The sequence below is a fragment of the Actinopolymorpha pittospori genome, from assembly GCF_014873875.1.
In the GTDB taxonomy this organism is placed as follows: domain Bacteria; phylum Actinomycetota; class Actinomycetes; order Propionibacteriales; family Actinopolymorphaceae; genus Actinopolymorpha; species Actinopolymorpha pittospori.
Genome location: NZ_JADBEM010000001.1, coordinates 9559046 through 9575399, shown reverse-complemented (window position 1 = coordinate 9575399; position 16354 = coordinate 9559046). Strand labels below are relative to the sequence as shown.

Here is a 16354-nt window from a genome sequence, read left to right as displayed (position 1 = left end):
CCTCGCAACCAGGTGGCACCTTTGCGGGTCTGCGTCACAATGGCAGGCATGACTGACGCCGCTGCCCCCGCCGCCCGCGACGACTCGGACGGACCAGAAGATCCCTACCTCTGGCTGGAGGACGTCACCGGCGAGGCCGCCCTCCAGTGGGTTCGCGAACGCAACGACGAGGCCCTCCCGGTTCTGACCGGTGGCGACCGCTTCGACCGGCTGCGTGGCGAGATCCGGGAGGTCCTCGACTCCGACGAGCGCATCCCTTATGTCCGGCGTCGTGGTGACTACCTCTACAACTTCTGGCAGGACGCCGAGCACCCGCGCGGCCTGTGGCGGCGTACGACCCTCGAGTCCTACCGCGCCGCCGAACCGGAGTGGGACGTCCTGATCGACGTCGACGCCCTCGCGAAGTCCGACGACGAGAACTGGGTCTGGCAGGGCGCCCAGGTGCTGCGTCCCGGCTTCCGCAGGGCCCTCGTCAGCCTCTCCCGCGGCGGGGCGGACGCGTCGGTGCTGCGCGAGTTCGACCTGGCGGAGCGGACCTTCGTCGACGACGGGTTCACCCTCCCGGAGGCGAAGAGCCGCGTGGGATGGATCACCGAGGACCGCGTCTACGTCGGCACCGACTTCGGGCCCGGCTCGCTGACCTCCTCCGGTTACCCCCGGATCGTGAAGGAGTGGACCCGCGGCACCCCGCTGTCGGAGGCCGTGACGGTCTTCGAGGGCAAGCCCGAGGACGTCTCCGTCAGCGCCTCACACGACCCGACCGAGGGCTTCGAACGCGACTTCGTCCACCGCGCGATCGACTTCTACAACTTCGAGAAGTACCTCCGCGTCGGCTCCGACCTCGTGCGGATCGACGTGCCGAACGACGCGGACGCGGGCGCGCACCGGGAGTGGCTGCTCATCCGCACCCGGACGCCGTGGACGGTGGGTACGACCGAGTACCCCGCCGGTGCCCTGCTGGTCGCCGGGCTCGACGACTTCCTCGCCGGCAACCGCGACCTGACGGTCCTGTTCGAGCCGGACGAGCACACGTCGCTGAGCGGCATCGCGTGGACCCGCAACCACCTCGTCATCAACTCCCTCGCCGACGTCAAGAGCCGGCTCGAGGTGCTGACACCGCCGGGCAGTGCGGGCGGTGAGTGGACGCGGGGCCCGTTGGCCGGCGTACCGGAGTTCGGCAACTCCGACATCGTCGGCACCGATCCCGACGTGAGCGACGAGATCTTCCTCAACTCCAGCGGGTTCACCGAGCCGTCCACCCTGCGCTACGGCCAGGTGGGTGCGGAGATGGAGCCCATCAAGCACGCGCCGGCGTTCTTCGACGTGGACGGACTGTCCGTCCGGCAGCTGTTCGCGACCTCCGACGACGGCACCCAGGTCGCCTACTTCGTGGTCGGCCCGGTCCAGGACGCGGACGGCTCCGACCGCAACGCCGCGGCCGGCCCGACCCTCCTCACCGGCTACGGCGGCTTCGAGATCCCGCTCGTCCCCGCCTACAGCGCGGTGAACGGCCGCGGTTGGCTCGCACGCGGCGGCACTCTCGTCGTGGCCAACATCCGGGGCGGCGGCGAGTACGGCCCCAGCTGGCACCGGGCCGCCCTACGCGAAAACCGGCTCCGCGCCTACGAGGACTTCGCGGCCGTCGCCCGTGACCTCGTGCGTCGCGGCATCACCACGCCGGGGCAGCTCGGCATCCAGGGCGGAAGCAACGGCGGCCTGCTGATGGGCGTCATGCTCACCCGCTACCCCGAGCTCTTCGGCGCGATCGTCAGCCAGGTGCCGCTGCTGGATATGAAGCGCTACCACCGGATGCTGGCCGGTGCCTCGTGGATGGCCGAGTACGGCGACCCCGACGACGAGGACGACTGGGCCTTCATCAAGGAGTACTCGCCCTACCAGAACGTCCAGCCCGACCGGCCCTACCCGCCGGTGCTGTTCGTGACCTCGACCCGGGACGACCGGGTGCACCCGGGACACGCCCGCAAGATGGTGGCCCGCATGCGCGAGCAGGGCCACGACGTGTCCTCCTACGAGAACATTGAAGGCGGGCACGGCGCCGCCGCCGACAACGAGCAGTTGGCGTTCAAGCAGGCGCTGGTTTATGAGTTCCTGTGGGAGCGGCTCGCCCCCGCCGAGAACAGCGCCTGAGCCCGTCCTCCGAGAACGGCGGCCTGCACCTGTTCAGGCGCCGTTCTCGGAGAAGTGCTGGTAGTCCGGGTCTGCCCACCGCGCTCCCCACGGCCATCCCAGCCGTCGCATCGTCAGCTCCACCGGGTCGCCCCGCAGGATCATGCCCGGCCGCACGTTCGAGCGGTTGAGGAAGGGCTCCGAGCCGTCCGGGTAGACCCTGGTCGCCGTGACGTAGGGGTTCTCGAACGGGTTGATGTCGATGGCGTTGCCGTAGGAGTGCTGGGAGAGCCGGTAGGGGTTGCCGGTGACCTTGCGGCAGTTGAACGCCGAGGTGTTGTCCGCCTGCATCGAGGCGGGGTCGCTGCCCCTGTACTTGTCGACCGGGTAGATGTGCCGCAGCGGCCACCAGTTCGCGTGGGCGTACTTCAACACCACGGTGACCTCGGGCACCACGCTCGCCCGGACGACGATCCGGCCGTACCCGTCGTCACCGTAGAAGTTCCGGAACGGCACCGTGATGATCCGCAGCCCGGACGGGGCGACGGGGCAGCCGCTGCGGTAGGTGTAGGGGATGTCCTTCGCCTTCGGCGTCACGACGCTGGTGGTGAAGGGAACCCGCACGTAGGCGGCCTTCCTGGCGTCGAGGTACTGGATCGACGCGTTCTGGAAGTCCTGCCGGTACCCGTAGGACGTCTGACGCATGACGCTGACCGGGAGGCCGATCCAGAAGGCGTCCGCGCCGATCTTGAGGTACTTCGCCAGGGTGGCGCCGCGCACCTCCCAGGCGCCGGTGGCCGGGGAGTACCAGATCCGACCGCTCTGGAACTCCGTCACCCGCGCTCCCGGCCGGGCAGCCGCGTGTTCGGACACCGTCGGCAGCCCGAGTGACCCGGCGGAGCCCCCGAGGGCGAGGTAGCGCACCAGCGTCTGGCCGTAGACCGAGCGCGCACCGGTCGCCTGTGACCAGTACACGCGGCTGTGGAAGAAGTTCTGCACCAACGCCCCGCGTCCCGAGATGTACTCGGCGCTGGTGGGCAGGCCGAGCGCACTGGCGGAGGCGCCCAGCGAGAGGTAGTAGGTCAGGATGACGCCGGTGACCTCCCACGCCCTGGTCGACGCCGACCAGTAGATGCGTCCGTGCTGGAAGACGCTGGCCCGCGCACCGGTGGGTGGGACGGCGGCTTCACCGCTCGTGGGCAGGCCCAGCTTGCCGGTGGGCCCGCCGAGGGCGAGGTAGCGGTCCAGGATGGGGCCGTAGACCGGCCAGGCGCCGGTGGAAGGCCCGGAGTAGATCCGGCCGCCCCGGAACCGCTGGACCACCGTGCCCGCCGGCTGTTCGGCGGTCGGGCCGGTGGCCGGATATCCGAGCGGACTGCGTTCGGCGCCGAGTTGCAGGTAGCGGTCCAGGATCGGGCCCGCGAGCAGTTCGTGCGCGCCGGTCGGTGTGGAGTAGTAGATGCGGCCGTGGGCGTAGGTCCGCACGAAGCCGAGCAGGATCGGGGTGACGGCCGACGTGGGCGCGCCGAGCACACCGGTCGGCCCGCCGAGTTGCTGGTACCGCTCCTCGATCGCGGCGGCCGGGTCGTCGGCCTCGGGGGCGGTGATGTCGTCCGCGGGAGGCGGTGCGGCGGCCATCGCCGGTGGCGGCGCGGCATGCGCCGTTCGCACCCCCGCGGGCAGCACGGTCAGGAGGCTCAGGAGGAGACAACCGAGCACACCCCCGACCACGCACACAACCAGGTGGTGCCCGCGGCGGACCGGACGGTCCGGGAGTGGGCGTGCCTTCACTGAGTCCATCACGTTCCCCCTGCGTGACTGGTTCTGCGTACGAACCACATGTCGAGTCCGAAGCCGAGATCGAAGCTGAGACCGATGTGAACGCGGACACTCGTGCGGCGCCGCGGTGCACGGTCGGGACGAGTCGCCGGCGGTGCCTAGTCCGCGATCCGGTCGCGGATGTGGCTGGCAAGACCGCGTTGGTCGCCCGCCGGTGCGGACGCGGCGCGTTCGACGATGGCCAGCCCCACCCGGCTACCGTCGCGGACGACCGTCTCGTCCCATCGGCTCGGCGAGGCGCCTGGCCCGACCTCGTACCTCGAGTCGAACAGCGTGCGCTTATCCGGCCGGCTCACCGTCGCGACCAGCCGGGGTGTCGTGAGCGGGTCGGTCGGGGTCGGCCGCGTGCAGTACGCGAGCATCGCTGCCAACCGCTCGACCAGCGCGGTGGCGGCGGCGTCCGAACCGTAGTCCAGCACCAGGGCGACCGCGGACCTCTGCTCCCGGGTCCGGTAGGTCTCCTCCAGCGCGTTCACGGGCACCGGAAGCGCGGCCACCGACTCCGAACCCGGACAGCCCAACGGGACGATGGACGACGCGACCTCGCCCGGGTCGCGTTGCCGGACCGGTGCGCCGTTGGAGCGGGAGCCGTCCTCGGCCGAGTCCGGCTCGGCGTGGGGCGTGAAGGTCGGTCCGATCCGGGTGGCGGCCGGAAGGTTGCCGGCGTCCAGAGGTCCGGCGGTCGTCTTCGGACGAGGCGGCAGCGGGGGGTCTGCGACAGCGGCCGTGGGAGCGGCGCTGGTCGATGCCGCGGGCGTCCGATCCGTCGAAGCGTCACCGGTCGGCGCGGCCGCCGGGCCGGACGCGCTCTCCTCCGTCGTGCGCGCGGACTCCTCCGCGGGCGCCAACGTCAAGGTGGAGTTGCACGCGCTCATCAACACCGCAAGGGCACCGACCGCGAGGCCAGCCGCCACTCGATACGTCAGTTTCACTGCTCGGGCGCCGTTCTCGGAGTACTGCTGAACCGGGCCCTCAGGCTAGGACCTGCCGATGGTGGCGTGAGGACGTTCGCGAATTCCGGCGTTCAGGGCGTCGAGGAGTTCGGCGGGGAACAACCGCGCGCGGCACGTCGTCACCGAGCTACCCGCCACCCCAACACCTGCCTTCCACCTGGTACTCCGGTGGGAGGACGGGCACGCACCAGCTCGGATCTGGCCGCCACGTCTGCAGCGTTCGTCGAAGGGGCCCGACCGGGAGGCTACCCGCGCCCGCACGCGGTCGGACTCGGCTTCGAGCGTGGCGAGGAGCTTGGGATCCAACACGCCGCGCCGCACGGCCTCGTCGAAGTCGGCGCGGTCCTTCCACGCCCAGTCGCCGTCAGGTCCGATGAGGATGTCCAGGACGAGATCCATGGTGCGGAGACCGGTCCCGCTCGGCGTGGCCGGCAACTCGAAGTTGACGTACCAGCCGAGGAAAGTCCGCTCCGTTGTCCAGCCGAGGTTGACGCGGGCCCACGAACCCCTGGTGAAGAAGTGCAACGTCTCCGGCGCGACCTGCCGCTCGACCACCCGGTACACGCAGCTCTCCATCGCGAGGAGCTTGCGTTCGGCGCGGGAGAGGTGGTCGCGGCCGGGTATGCCGACGCTGCTCGCGTACGTCGCCGCGGTGCCGGCGGGCAGGTAGGTCACGTACTGGTCCGCTTCCGCCGCGACCAGCACGTGGGGCACCGCACTCCACAGGTGTCCGCGCCAGTACTCCTGGACGACCAGCGTGCCGCCCGGCTTCACGGACAGGCGCTCGCCGGTGGGGGTTCCCGCAGTGCCGCGCGCGGGGTCACCCGAGACGGCCCCAGCCGTGTTCGGCGCGTCAGCGACGCTCAGGACGTCACCCGGCTGTCGCGGGAACGATCTGCGCGAGGCGGCGCCACTGCTCGGCCGGCAGGTCCTCCAGCTCGCCCTCGACTCGCACGATGGTCAGCGCCACCTGGTCGGCACCGGCGCGCAGCAGTGCGTCGACGTGCTCGCCGATCGCCTCGATGTCGCCCCAGGCGACGAGCGCGTCGACCATCCGGTCGCTCAGGTGGGCGACGTCATCGGCGCTGAAGCCCATCCGAGCGAAGTTGCGCGCGTAGCCAGGGATCTGGCGCAGGAAGCTCAGCGGACCGCGCGCGGCGGCACGGGCGCGTTCTGGATCGGTGTCGACGGCGACGAAGTGCTGGACGATGAGCGCGGTGTCCGGGCCGAGCAGCTCCCGCGCCTGCGCGGTGTAGTCGGGGGTGACGAGGATGGGAAGGGCAGCGGCCGCACGGTCGCGGGAGAGTTCGAGCATCCGCGGGCCAAGAGCGGCGAGGATCCGGGCGCTCGCCGGGACCGTCGGGTCGAGGGTGTCGAGCTCGTCGAGGTAGCCGGCCAGGGTCTCCAGCGGCCTCGGACCGTGCGCTCCACCGAGCCCGACGAGGAAGCGGTCCGGGTCGCTGGCCTGGACCTCGGCGTAGGTCCGTGCCACCGAGGCGCGGTCGATCAGATCGACGGAGAAGATCCCGGGAAACACGGGGATGCGGTCCGTACGGCGCACGATCTCGCCGACCCGGCTGAGGTCGTCGTTCGCGCCGCCGGAGAGCAGGATCGAGGAGAAACCGAGACCTTCGAGTTCACTGGCCGCGTCGAGAACAGCGCTGAGCGGATGTCCGACATAGTCGAGTCCGATGCCGACCGGCCCGAGTTCCAGCTTCGTCATAGCCACCTCGCCTGGCGTCTGGCCGCGCCTTCGCGGCGCCCGGTTGTCTGCCCGGCCGACTGCCGGAGGGTGGCAGTCGGCCAATAGTCAGAGCCAACCGGACGCCGCGCCGGGTTGTTCCCCGGACGCGCCGAACTCAGCGGAGTTTGCTCAGCGTTTGCCGCCCCTGCCGTCGCTGCCCTTGTCGTCGCCCACGAGGCCGGCACGACGAAGCGCGTCGGCCAGTGCCGTGTCGGGCGCGCCGCCGCGGGTGTCGCCACCGCGCCCGCCGCGGGTGTCGCCACCGCGGCCACCGCGGCCGTCTCCTGCGCGTGCTCCTCGTGCGTCGCCGCGCCGCCCCCGCCCGTCGCGACCATCCCCGCCAGCAGTGCCGCCAGCGGCGCCGCTGGTACGGGCACCGCCGCCGCGGGCACCACCGGTACGGGCACCGCCGCCGCGCGGTCCGCCCTCGCGGGGATCGCCGCCCTCACGCTCCCGGCCGCGGGCGTTGCCACGCGCCGGCGCGGCGGCCTCGCCGCCGACCTGGTCGTCGAGTCGGAGCGTCAACGAGATGCGCTTGCGCGGGATGTCGACGTCGAGCACCTTGACCCGCACGATGTCGCCCGGCTTCACGACCTCGCGCGGATCCTTGACGAAGTTCTTGGACATCGCCGACACGTGCACGAGCCCGTCCTGGTGCACGCCCACGTCGACGAACGCTCCGAACGCCGCGACGTTGGTCACGGCTCCCTCCAGCACCATGCCGGGGATGAGGTCCTTCAGCTCCTCGACACCCTCGGCGAAGGTCGCCGTGCGGAACGCCGGGCGCGGGTCGCGGCCCGGCTTCTCCAGCTCGGAGAGGATGTCGGTGACCGTGGGCAACCCGAAGGTGTCGTCGACGAACTCCGTGGGCTTCACCGCTCGCAGCACCGCGGTGTTGCCGATGATCGCGCGCAGCTCCTGACCGGTCGACTCGAGGATCCGGCGGACGACGGGATAGGCCTCCGGGTGCACGCTGGAGGAGTCGAGCGGGTCGTCACCGGCGGGGATGCGCAGGAAGCCCGCGCACTGCTCGAACGCCTTCGGCCCCAGCCGCGGGACGTCCTTGAGCGCGCCTCGGGAGCGGAACGGTCCGGTCGCGTCGCGGTGCGTCACGATGTTGGCGGCCAGGCTCTCGGTGATGCCGGAGACGCGGGTCAGCAGCGGCGCCGAGGCGGTGTTGACGTCGACACCGACGGCGTTGACACAGTCCTCGACCACAGCGGTCAACGACCGGGACAGCTTGGTCTCGGCCAGGTCGTGTTGGTACTGACCGACGCCGATCGACTTCGGATCGATCTTCACGAGCTCGGCGAGCGGGTCCTGCAGGCGGCGGGCGATGGACACCGCACCGCGGAGCGAGACGTCCAGGTCGGGCAGCTCGGCCGACGCGTAGGCGGAGGCCGAATAGACCGAGGCGCCCGCCTCCGAGACGACCACCTTGGTGAGCTTGAGCTCTGGCTGCGCCTTGATCAGCTCCTCGGCGAGCTTGTCGGTCTCGCGGGACGCGGTGCCGTTGCCGATCGCGATCAGCTCGACCTGGTGGGCCCGTGCCAGCCGCGCCAGGGTCACCAGGGCCTCGTCCCAGCGCCGCGCGGGCACGTGCGGGTAGATGGTGTCGGTCGCCACCACCTTGCCGGTCGAGTCGACCACGGCGACCTTGACGCCGGTGCGGAAGCCGGGGTCTAGGCCCATCGTCGGGCGGGTGCCGGCCGGTGCGGCGAGCAGCAGGTCACGCAGGTTGGCCGCGAACACCTGGACCGCATCGTCCTCGGCCGCCTGCCGGAGCCGCATCCGCAGATCGATGCCGAGGTGGACGAGGATGCGGGTCCGCCATGCCCAGCGCACGGTGTCGGCCAGCCACCGGTCGGCAGGCCGGCCCTGGTCGGTGATGGCGAAGCGTTCGGCGACGCGGCGTTCGAAGTCGGTCGGGCCGGCCGGCACCAGCTCGTCGCCGTCGCGCTCCTCGGGCTCCAGGGTGAGGTCGAGGACCTCCTCCTTCTCACCGCGGAACGCCGCGAGCACCCGGTGGGAGGGAAGCGAGGTGAAACCCTCGGCGAAGTCGAAGTAGTCGGCGAACTTCGCGCCCGCCTCCTCCTTGCCCTCACGCACCTTCGACACCAACCGGCCGCGAGACCACATGAGCTCGCGCAGCGTGCCGATGAGGTCGGCGTCCTCGGCGAACCGTTCGACCAGGATCGAGCGGGCACCGTCGAGGGCGGCGGCCTGGTCGGCCACGCCCTTGTCGGCGTCGACGTAGGCCGAAGCCGCCTCCTGCGGGTCGAGGCCCGGGTCGCCGAGCAGGCTGTCGGCGAGGGGTTCGAGGCCGGCCTCACGGGCGATCTGTGCCTTCGTCCGCCGCTTCGGCTTGTAGGGCAGGTAGATGTCCTCCAGCCGTGCCTTGGAGTCGGCCGCCAGGATCTGTGCCTCCAGCGCCGCGTCGAGCTTGCCCTGCTCGCGGATGGAGTCGAGGACGGCGCCGCGGCGTTCTTCCAGCTCACGGAGGTAGCGCAGGCGCTCCTCGAGGGTGCGCAGCTGGGCGTCGTCGAGGGTGCCGGTGACCTCCTTGCGGTAACGCGCGATGAACGGCACGGTCGCGCCGCCGTCGAGCAGGTCCACGGCGGCCCTGACCTGGCCCTCCCGGACGCCGAGCTCCTCAGCGATCCGCTGGTTGATCGCGGCGGCTGGGACCACCCTTGGCGCCGCCGGCGCCGCCGTCTCGGGTAGGACCTCGGACCCCGTGCTCGTCGTCACGTCTCGCTCCGCCCTCTCTGCGCGCGTCGTTCGGACGCATTCTGTCCGACGGACCAGGTTCGCCGCGCGCGTCCGGGCAGCATACGAGCGGGGACGGACAGGGGCCACTCACCGGGGGAGGGGTGCCGCTCAGAGTGGCCGGCTGCGTGGCCGGACCGGCGCGGGGAGCAAGGAGCGGTTCATGAGCTGACGGTCGACCGCAGCGGCGCAGGACCGACCATCAGCGATGGCCCACACGATCAGGCTCGCCCCGCGCTGCGCGTCGCCGCAGCCGAAGACACCGGGCGCGGTGGTCGCCCAGCCGTCGTCGACGAGGAGCGTCCGGCGTACGGGGTCCACCCGCGCCTCGAGCTGGTCCAGTAGCGGTGTCGCGTCGGTACCGACGAACCCGGCCGCGAGGAGGACGAGGTCGGCGGGCAGATCGTGCTCACTGCCCGGCACCACGGCGTAGTCGCGGTGGCCCGCGGCGTCGCGGCGACGTTCGACCCGCGCCGTCCGCACCTCGCGGACCCGTCCCTCCTCGTCGCCGCGGAACTCGACGACCTCCCGCGACCAGCCCTCCACCACGCCCTCCTCGTGGGCAGGTGAGGTCCGGTGCACGCGCGGCCACTGCGGCCAGGGGTTCGTCAGCGGGTCGCGGACGTCGGGGAAGCGTGGGTTGTGGTCGAGCTGGTGGACCTCCAGCGCGCCCTGTCGGTTGGCCGTACCGAGGCAGTCGGCGGCCGTGTCGCCACCGCCGATGATGACGACGTGCTTGCCGGCCGCGCTGATGGGGGAGCCGGTCAGGTCGCCGGCCTGCACCCGGTTGGCCAGTGGGAGGTACGTCAGTGCCTGATGGATTCCGCGGAGCCGCCGACCCGGCAGGTCCACCTCGCGGGACGCGTGGGCGCCGACGGCCACCACGACGGCGTCGTGGTCGCGGCGGAGCTCCCGCCCGGTGAGATCACGACCGGCCTCGACCCCCGGATGGAACTCCACGCCCTCGGCCCGGAGCTGCGCGAGCCTGCGGTCGACGACAGGCTTCTCGATCTTGAAATCCGGGATGCCGTACCTCAGCAGGCCGCCGATCCGGTCGTCGCGTTCGAAGACGTGAACCTCGTGCCCCGCTCGGGCCAGCTGCTGGGCGGCCGCCAGGCCGGCCGGTCCCGAGCCGATCACGGCGACCCGCCGGCCGCTGCGGACGGGCGCCGGCAGCGGGGTGACCCAGCCCTCCGCCCACGCCCGTTCGATGATCGACAGCTCGACCTGCTTGATGCTCACAGGGTCGCTGTTGATCGCGAGGACGCAGGCGGGTTCGCAGGGCGCGGGGCACAGCCAGCCGGTGAACTCCGGGAAGTTGTTGGTCGCGTGGAGCGCCTCGATGGCCCGGCGCCACTCGTCACGGGCGACGAACTCGTTCCATTCCGGGATCAGGTTGCCGAGCGGGCAGCCGGCGTGGCAGAACGCCACCCCGCAGTCCATGCAGCGGGCCGCCTGGACACCGGCGTCGGCGGCGGAGGTCGGTAGGAGCACGACCCGCCAGTCCCGCAGGCGCTCGGCGATGGGGCGCTTGCGGACGTCGACGCGTGGGTGGCGTAGGAACCCCCACGGTTGTGCGGGCATGGTCGTACATCGAGGCAAGGAGACGTTGACATGTGTCGGACCCGATGCTAGCCCGCGAGATGACCTCCAGCCCTGCCACGGGGTCCTTCTGTGGTCCTTCTCTGGTCCCGGTCTCCGCTCGCGTTCGTCCTGTTCCCGTCCATTCCGGCGGCCCTCGTGCGCGAGTGCTCGGCTCCCGGACCGCCCGGGGCTTGGACCGGGGCTTGGAATCGACCGCGCCGCACCCACCTGACTCGCGCCCCTTGATCCCGTCTTCGCCGGGGTTGCCGGGATGGTGTGAATGGTGTGGACGCACCGCTCGCCCCGGCGGTCAGGGGCGGGCCGGTCGTCGTAGGCCCATCACAACGATCGCCGCGAGCGTGGCGACGAGCGGCAGGGCCGGCGCCACCGGCCGGACGCCGGTCAGCAGGGCGGCTTCCAGGACCGCGCCCAGCAGCAGGGCCAGGAGGACGGTGAACCGTCGGCGCATCGTGGCCGGTCGGCCGGTGGTCGCGAGTTCGGTGGTGAGTGACGCGAGCGTCCCGGTGAGGTAGGTCGTCGCGGCGCCGGCGAGGGCGAGGGCGCTGACCGCCGCGCTCTGCGCGCCCATCGCGATCGCCGACAGGGCGATCAGGACGCTCTGCTGTCCGGGACCGCCGTCGCCGAGGCCGGCGAGCCAGCACAGGAGTACGCCGACCTGGACGAGCGCGACCATTCCGAGGGTGACGCTGACGCGGTCCGGCCAGGAGGTGGCATCCTCCGCCCGGGCTCGTCGCAGCCAGAGCGCCGCGACGTACACCCCGACGATGAACGCACAGATCGCCACCGCGGGCCGGACCGCACCCATGGGCGCGGGTTCTCCCAGGGCCAGGCCGAGCAGGACGAGGTTGCCCGTCATCACGCTGGTGAAGCTGCCGCCGAGGCCGGCCCAGCTCAGCGCGTCCGTGGCGCCCGCACCCAGGGCGAGCAGGCCCAGGGAGATGGTCGGCATCGGCGGGTGCCGACCAGGTTCGTCGTGTCCACCCGGTCGGCCCGGGTCGGCCGCCGGGCCCGGTGAGTCGGTCACCGGCCCAGGTGGTTCGGCCGCGCCGTGCGGCCGCCGCGCCGGCGCGGGGCGGTGCCGGACCGGGACGTTTTCGCGGGGGTGGCCGCGCTCGCGCCGTGGGCCTCCAGGCCGGCGATGACGAGTTCGAGCCCGGCCTCGAAGCCGCGGTCGAACTCCGCGGCGTCGGCCGCGGCGTCGGCCGCGCCGTCGTCCGGCTGCTCGCCCTCGCCGCTCGCGGGCCCCGAACGGAGCAGGTCACCCAGGGTGCCGTTGACCTCGGCGAGGAGGAAGCCGGAGACGAACGTCAGGAGGACGTTGCCGATCCGGACCACCTCCTCGGCGGGGATGCCGGCCCGCGCGAGGGTCTCGCACAGCGCCGTCCACAGCGCTCCGTCCCGCTGGATGAAGCCCGGATTGGCGATCAGGTAGGTGATGAGGTTGCCGTGCCGGTGCGCGAGTGAACGGTAGCTGTGGGCGATCTGTCTGAGTTGGTCCCGCCAGTCCGCGTCGGCGCGGACCGGGATGTCGAGTTCGGCCACGGCGAGGCCGCAGATGCCGCGCAGGAGAGCGGCCTTGTTGGGCACGTGGTGGTAGAGCGACATCGGGTTGACGCCCATCGTCGCCGCGAGTTTGCGCATGCTCAGGGCGTCGATCCCGTCGACGTCGACGAGCCGCAACGCTGCCGCGTGGATCCGCTCGGCGGTCAGGTGGGGGGAGTCTCGTCGGGCTCCGCTCGCGGGGCCGCCCCTCGACCCGCCTGCCCCGCCGTCCGTCGGTCCCGCCCGCGTAACCATACGTCGTACGCTAGCAGCCATACGGTGTATGGTTTCGCGTCATACGGCGTATGGCTGGTAATCCGCCAGCACCCGGAAACGCGCCTCCGCCGGGCCACCGCCTGGCGGCGTCATCGTGAGGAGCTCCCTTGACCGACCTCCGGCCAATCCCCTCCCCGCGTGGCCTGCCCGTCGTCGGCAACACGCTGCAGATTCCGGCCGACGGTCCGAGCCGGTACCTCGCCGGTCTGGCCGGGAACTACCCCGGGGGCATCTACCAGATCGGGCTGGGCGGACGCGTCGTGACCTTCGTCTACGACCCCGACCTGGTGGCCGAACTGTCTGACGAATCGCGCTTCTACAAGACGATCGACCCGCCGTTGAGCCATGTGCGGAACTTCAGCGGCGACGGACTCTTCACCGCCCGGCACGACGAACCGAGCTGGGGACACGCCCACCGCATCCTGATGCCGGCGTTCAGCCAGCGGTCGATGCGGGCGTACTTCCCGCAGATGCTCGAGGTCGCGCAGGAACTGGTCGCCAAATGGCAGCACCACCAGGGTGTCGACCTGATGGTGGCGGAGGACATGACCCGGCTGACGCTGGACACGATCTCCCTCACCGGGTTCGGCCACCGTTTCCACTCCTTCGAGCACGAGCAGCTGCACCCGTTCCTCCAGGCGATGAGCAACGCGCTCGTCGAGGCCATGATGCGGACGCGGCAACTGCCGTTCGTCACCACGCTGCGCCGAAAGCAGGACCGCGCCTACCAGGCGGACATCCACACCATGCAGACGCTCGTCGACGAGGTGATCCGGCAACGCCGCGCCGGTGGGCAGGCCGGGGTGCGCGACCTGCTCGGCCTGATGCTCGACGCGAGCGATCCGACGACCGGTGAACGGCTGAGCGACGAGAACATCCGCAACCAGGTCCTGACGTTCCTCATCGCCGGACACGAGACGACCAGCGGCCTGCTCTCCTTCGCGCTCTACCTGCTGCTGCGCAACCCGCACGTGCTGGCCCGGGCGTATGCCGAGGTCGACCAGCTGCTGCCCGGTGAGAGCGTCCCGGACTACGAGACGACCATGAAGCTCGACGTCATTGCGCGCATCCTGGACGAGACCCTGCGGCTGTGGTCGCCGATTCCGGCGTTCGGTCTGAGGGCGTACGAGGACACCGTGATCGGGGGCCGTTACGCCCTGCCCAAGGGGCAGAAGATCAGCGTCCTGCTCGAACCCCTGCACCACCATCCGGGCGCGTGGGAACGCCCGGAGGAGTTCGACATCGACCGGTGGCTGCCGGAGAACAAGGCCGGTCACCATCCGCACGCCTACAAGCCCTTCGGCAACGGCGAACGCGCCTGCATCGGACGCCAGTTCGCCCTCACCGAGGCCCGCCTCGCGCTCGCTCTCGTGCTGCAACGGTTCGCGCTGTCCGACCCGCACGCCTACCAGCTCCATGTCAAGCAGACCTTGACGTTGAAGCCGGACGGGTTCACGATCCGTGTACGCGAACGCCAACCGCACGAACGCGCGGTCCTCGGACCGGACTCGACGCGGGCGAGCGGGGACGGCGAAGCCGCGACGGACTCCGTCTGTTTCGACGTCCGCGCCCTCGGCGTCGGACTTCGCGTCGCCTACGGCTCCAACCTGGGCAGCACCGAGGACCTCGCGCAGCAGCTGGCCGACCGTGCCCGGCGGTCGGGTTTCGACACCACCCTGACCACACTCGACGAACTCGCCGGCGAGATCGAGTCCGGAACACCACCCACCGGCGAGCTGCTGCTGGTCGCGACCGCGAGCTACAACGGCAAGGCCCCCGACAACGCCCAGCGCTTCTACCAGCTCAGCCGGACCGGCGGGCTTGCCGCGGACGTGCTGTCCGGACTTCGGTTCGCGGTACTCGGCTGTGGCAACACCCAGTGGTCGACGTACCAGGCCTTTCCGAAGCGGGTCGAGGCCACCCTCCTCGCCGCGGGGGCGACCGCCGTCGTGCCCCGCGGGGAGGCCGATGCCGCGGGCGACTTCGACGGCATGGCGAACACCTGGACGGACACGCTGTGGTCGGCGCTCGCCCGCGACTACGGCGCCGACCCGGCGACGACCGACGGGCCGCGTTACCGCCTGGACGTGCTGAGCGAGGCTGAGATCCGCCCGGCCGTGGTGTCGGAGCAGGCCGTCCCGATCAGGGTGGTCGCGAGCGAGGAACTCGTCTCCGACCCCACCGGCCTGTGGGACTTCAGCCTGGAGGCGCCGCGTCCGGCCGCGAGGTCGCTCGTCGTCGAACTGCCGGAGGGGATGACCTACCAGACCGGAAACCACCTCGCGGTGTTCGCGAAGAACGACCCGGAGCTCGTGGCCTGGGCGAAGGAGCGGCTCCGGGTGCCGGCCGGTCAGGTGGTTCGGCTGCACCAGGAGGACGACCGGCCCACGCATCTGCCGGTGGGCGTTCCGGTCCTGGTCGATCTGCTGCTGACGGAGTTCGTCGAACTGCAGGAGGTCGCCACCCGGGCTCAGCTGCGGGCACTCGCCGACCACACCAGGTGCCCATGGACCAAACGGGAGCTGGCGGCCTACACCGGTACCGCCCGCTCCGGGCCTGACGACTCCGGCTCCGGCCCCGCAGGCTCCGGCCCCGCAGGCTCCGGCCCTGCAGGCTCCGGCCCCGCAGGCTCCGGCCCCGCAGGCTCCGGCTCTGTCGACGACGCCGACGAGGCGGAGGCGCGCTACGCCGAGGAGATCCTCGCGAAGCGGGTGTCGATCCTCGGCGTGCTCGAGCGCTACCCCGCACTCGAGCTGCCCTTGGAGGCGTTCCTGGAGATGGCCGGGCCGATCCGTCCGCGCTTCTACTCGATCTCGTCCTCGCCGAGCGTCGACCCGCGCCATGCGCGGCTGACCGTCGGCCTGGTGGAGGGGCCCGCCTGGGCGGGCGCGGGCGAGTACCGCGGCCTGTGCTCGCAGTACCTCGCGCGGCTCGCGCCCGGCGACGTGTTCTTCGGCTACGTACGCACGCCGGCTCCGGCCTTCGAGCCACCCGCCGACCCCGCGACCCCGATGATCCTGGTCGGTCCGGGCACGGGCATCGCCCCGCTCCGCGGGTTCGTCGAGGAACGCGCGGCCGTGGCGGCCGCCGGCCGCCCCGTGGGACCGGCGAAGCTCTTCTACGGGTGCCGGCATCCCGAGCACGACTGGCTCTACCGGGCGGAGTTCGAGGACTGGGAACGCGCCGGAGTGGTGCAGATCCACCTGGCCTACTCCAGCCTGCGCGGACACCCGTACCGGTTCGTCCAGGACGCCCTGCTGGCCGAGGCCGACGGCGTCTGGTCGGCGCTCGAGGCGGGCGGTCACATCTACGTCTGCGGTGACGGCGCGCGGATGGCGCCCGCGGTCCGGGAGGCGCTGGTGAGGATCCACCTCCAGCGGCGTGGCGGTACCCCTGAGGACGGCGAACGGTGGCTCCGCGAACTCGAGGACGCCGGGCGCTTCCAGCAGGACGTCTTCGCCTGACCACCCGGTCGCGCCTCTTTCGGGCGCACTCCTGG

10 protein-coding genes are annotated in these 16354 nt (G+C 71.6%); 2 read left to right on the top strand and 8 right to left on the bottom strand.

What is annotated here, in order from left to right; translation table 11 throughout:
- The first annotated feature begins 48 nt into the window (after nucleotides 1-48).
- Entirely contained in the window at nucleotides 49-2148 is a 2100-nt protein-coding gene (locus HEB94_RS44265; protein ID WP_192755381.1) for a prolyl oligopeptidase family serine peptidase, read from the top strand.
- A gap of 33 nt (nucleotides 2149-2181) precedes the next feature.
- Here the strand turns inward: HEB94_RS44265 and HEB94_RS44260 are convergent, their stop codons facing one another.
- The 8 genes from HEB94_RS44260 to HEB94_RS44225 form a co-directional block, all read right to left on the bottom strand.
- Entirely contained in the window at nucleotides 2182-3927 is a 1746-nt protein-coding gene (locus tag HEB94_RS44260; RefSeq protein ID WP_192755380.1) for a M15 family metallopeptidase, read from the bottom strand.
- A gap of 137 nt (nucleotides 3928-4064) precedes the next feature.
- On the bottom strand, nucleotides 4065-4898 hold the full coding sequence (locus tag HEB94_RS44255) for a hypothetical protein (RefSeq protein ID WP_192755379.1): 834 nt from the start codon (nucleotides 4896-4898) through the stop codon (nucleotides 4065-4067).
- 45 nt (nucleotides 4899-4943) lie between these two features.
- A complete protein-coding gene (locus tag HEB94_RS44250) occupies nucleotides 4944-5693 on the bottom strand; it encodes a DUF402 domain-containing protein (protein WP_192755378.1) in 750 nt (249 codons plus the stop codon).
- A gap of 97 nt (nucleotides 5694-5790) precedes the next feature.
- Nucleotides 5791-6642, bottom strand: coding sequence for a TIGR03620 family F420-dependent LLM class oxidoreductase (locus tag HEB94_RS44245; RefSeq protein ID WP_192755377.1), 852 nt, complete (start codon nucleotides 6640-6642; stop codon nucleotides 5791-5793).
- A gap of 150 nt (nucleotides 6643-6792) precedes the next feature.
- Nucleotides 6793-9414 carry a Tex family protein gene (locus HEB94_RS44240; RefSeq protein WP_337918395.1) on the bottom strand — a complete coding sequence of 874 codons (2622 nt, stop codon included), beginning with the start codon at nucleotides 9412-9414 and terminating at the stop codon, nucleotides 6793-6795.
- Nucleotides 9415-9543: 129 nt separating this feature from the next.
- Complete coding sequence (locus HEB94_RS44235; protein WP_192755376.1) at nucleotides 9544-11016, bottom strand: glutamate synthase subunit beta; 1473 nt, start codon at nucleotides 11014-11016, stop codon at nucleotides 9544-9546.
- A 310-nt stretch (nucleotides 11017-11326) separates the two neighbouring features.
- On the bottom strand, nucleotides 11327-12061 hold the full coding sequence (locus HEB94_RS44230) for a DUF1275 family protein (protein WP_192755375.1): 735 nt from the start codon (nucleotides 12059-12061) through the stop codon (nucleotides 11327-11329).
- Nucleotides 12058-12834, bottom strand: a complete 777-nt coding sequence (locus tag HEB94_RS44225; protein ID WP_192755374.1) for a TetR/AcrR family transcriptional regulator — start codon at nucleotides 12832-12834, stop codon at nucleotides 12058-12060. Before HEB94_RS44225 ends, HEB94_RS44230 begins: the two co-directional genes overlap by 4 nt.
- 128 nt (nucleotides 12835-12962) lie before the next feature.
- Here HEB94_RS44225 and HEB94_RS44220 point away from each other — a divergent pair, with 128 nt between their 5' ends.
- A complete protein-coding gene (locus HEB94_RS44220; RefSeq protein ID WP_202896869.1) occupies nucleotides 12963-16319 on the top strand; it encodes a bifunctional cytochrome P450/NADPH--P450 reductase in 3357 nt (1118 codons plus the stop codon).
- Nucleotides 16320-16354: the final 35 nt, after the last annotated feature.

Excerpts from the sequence above, each read along its gene's own strand:
- HEB94_RS44245 (WP_192755377.1), bottom strand. The coding sequence starts at position 6,642 with ATGACGAAGCTGGAACTCGGGCCGGTCGGCATCGGACTCGACTATGTC.
- HEB94_RS44225 (WP_192755374.1), bottom strand. The coding sequence starts at position 12,834 with ATGGTTACGCGGGCGGGACCGACGGACGGCGGGGCAGGCGGGTCGAGG.
- HEB94_RS44260 (WP_192755380.1), bottom strand. The coding sequence starts at position 3,927 with ATGGACTCAGTGAAGGCACGCCCACTCCCGGACCGTCCGGTCCGCCGC.
- HEB94_RS44235 (WP_192755376.1), bottom strand. The coding sequence starts at position 11,016 with ATGCCCGCACAACCGTGGGGGTTCCTACGCCACCCACGCGTCGACGTC.
- HEB94_RS44265 (WP_192755381.1), top strand. The coding sequence starts at position 49 with ATGACTGACGCCGCTGCCCCCGCCGCCCGCGACGACTCGGACGGACCA.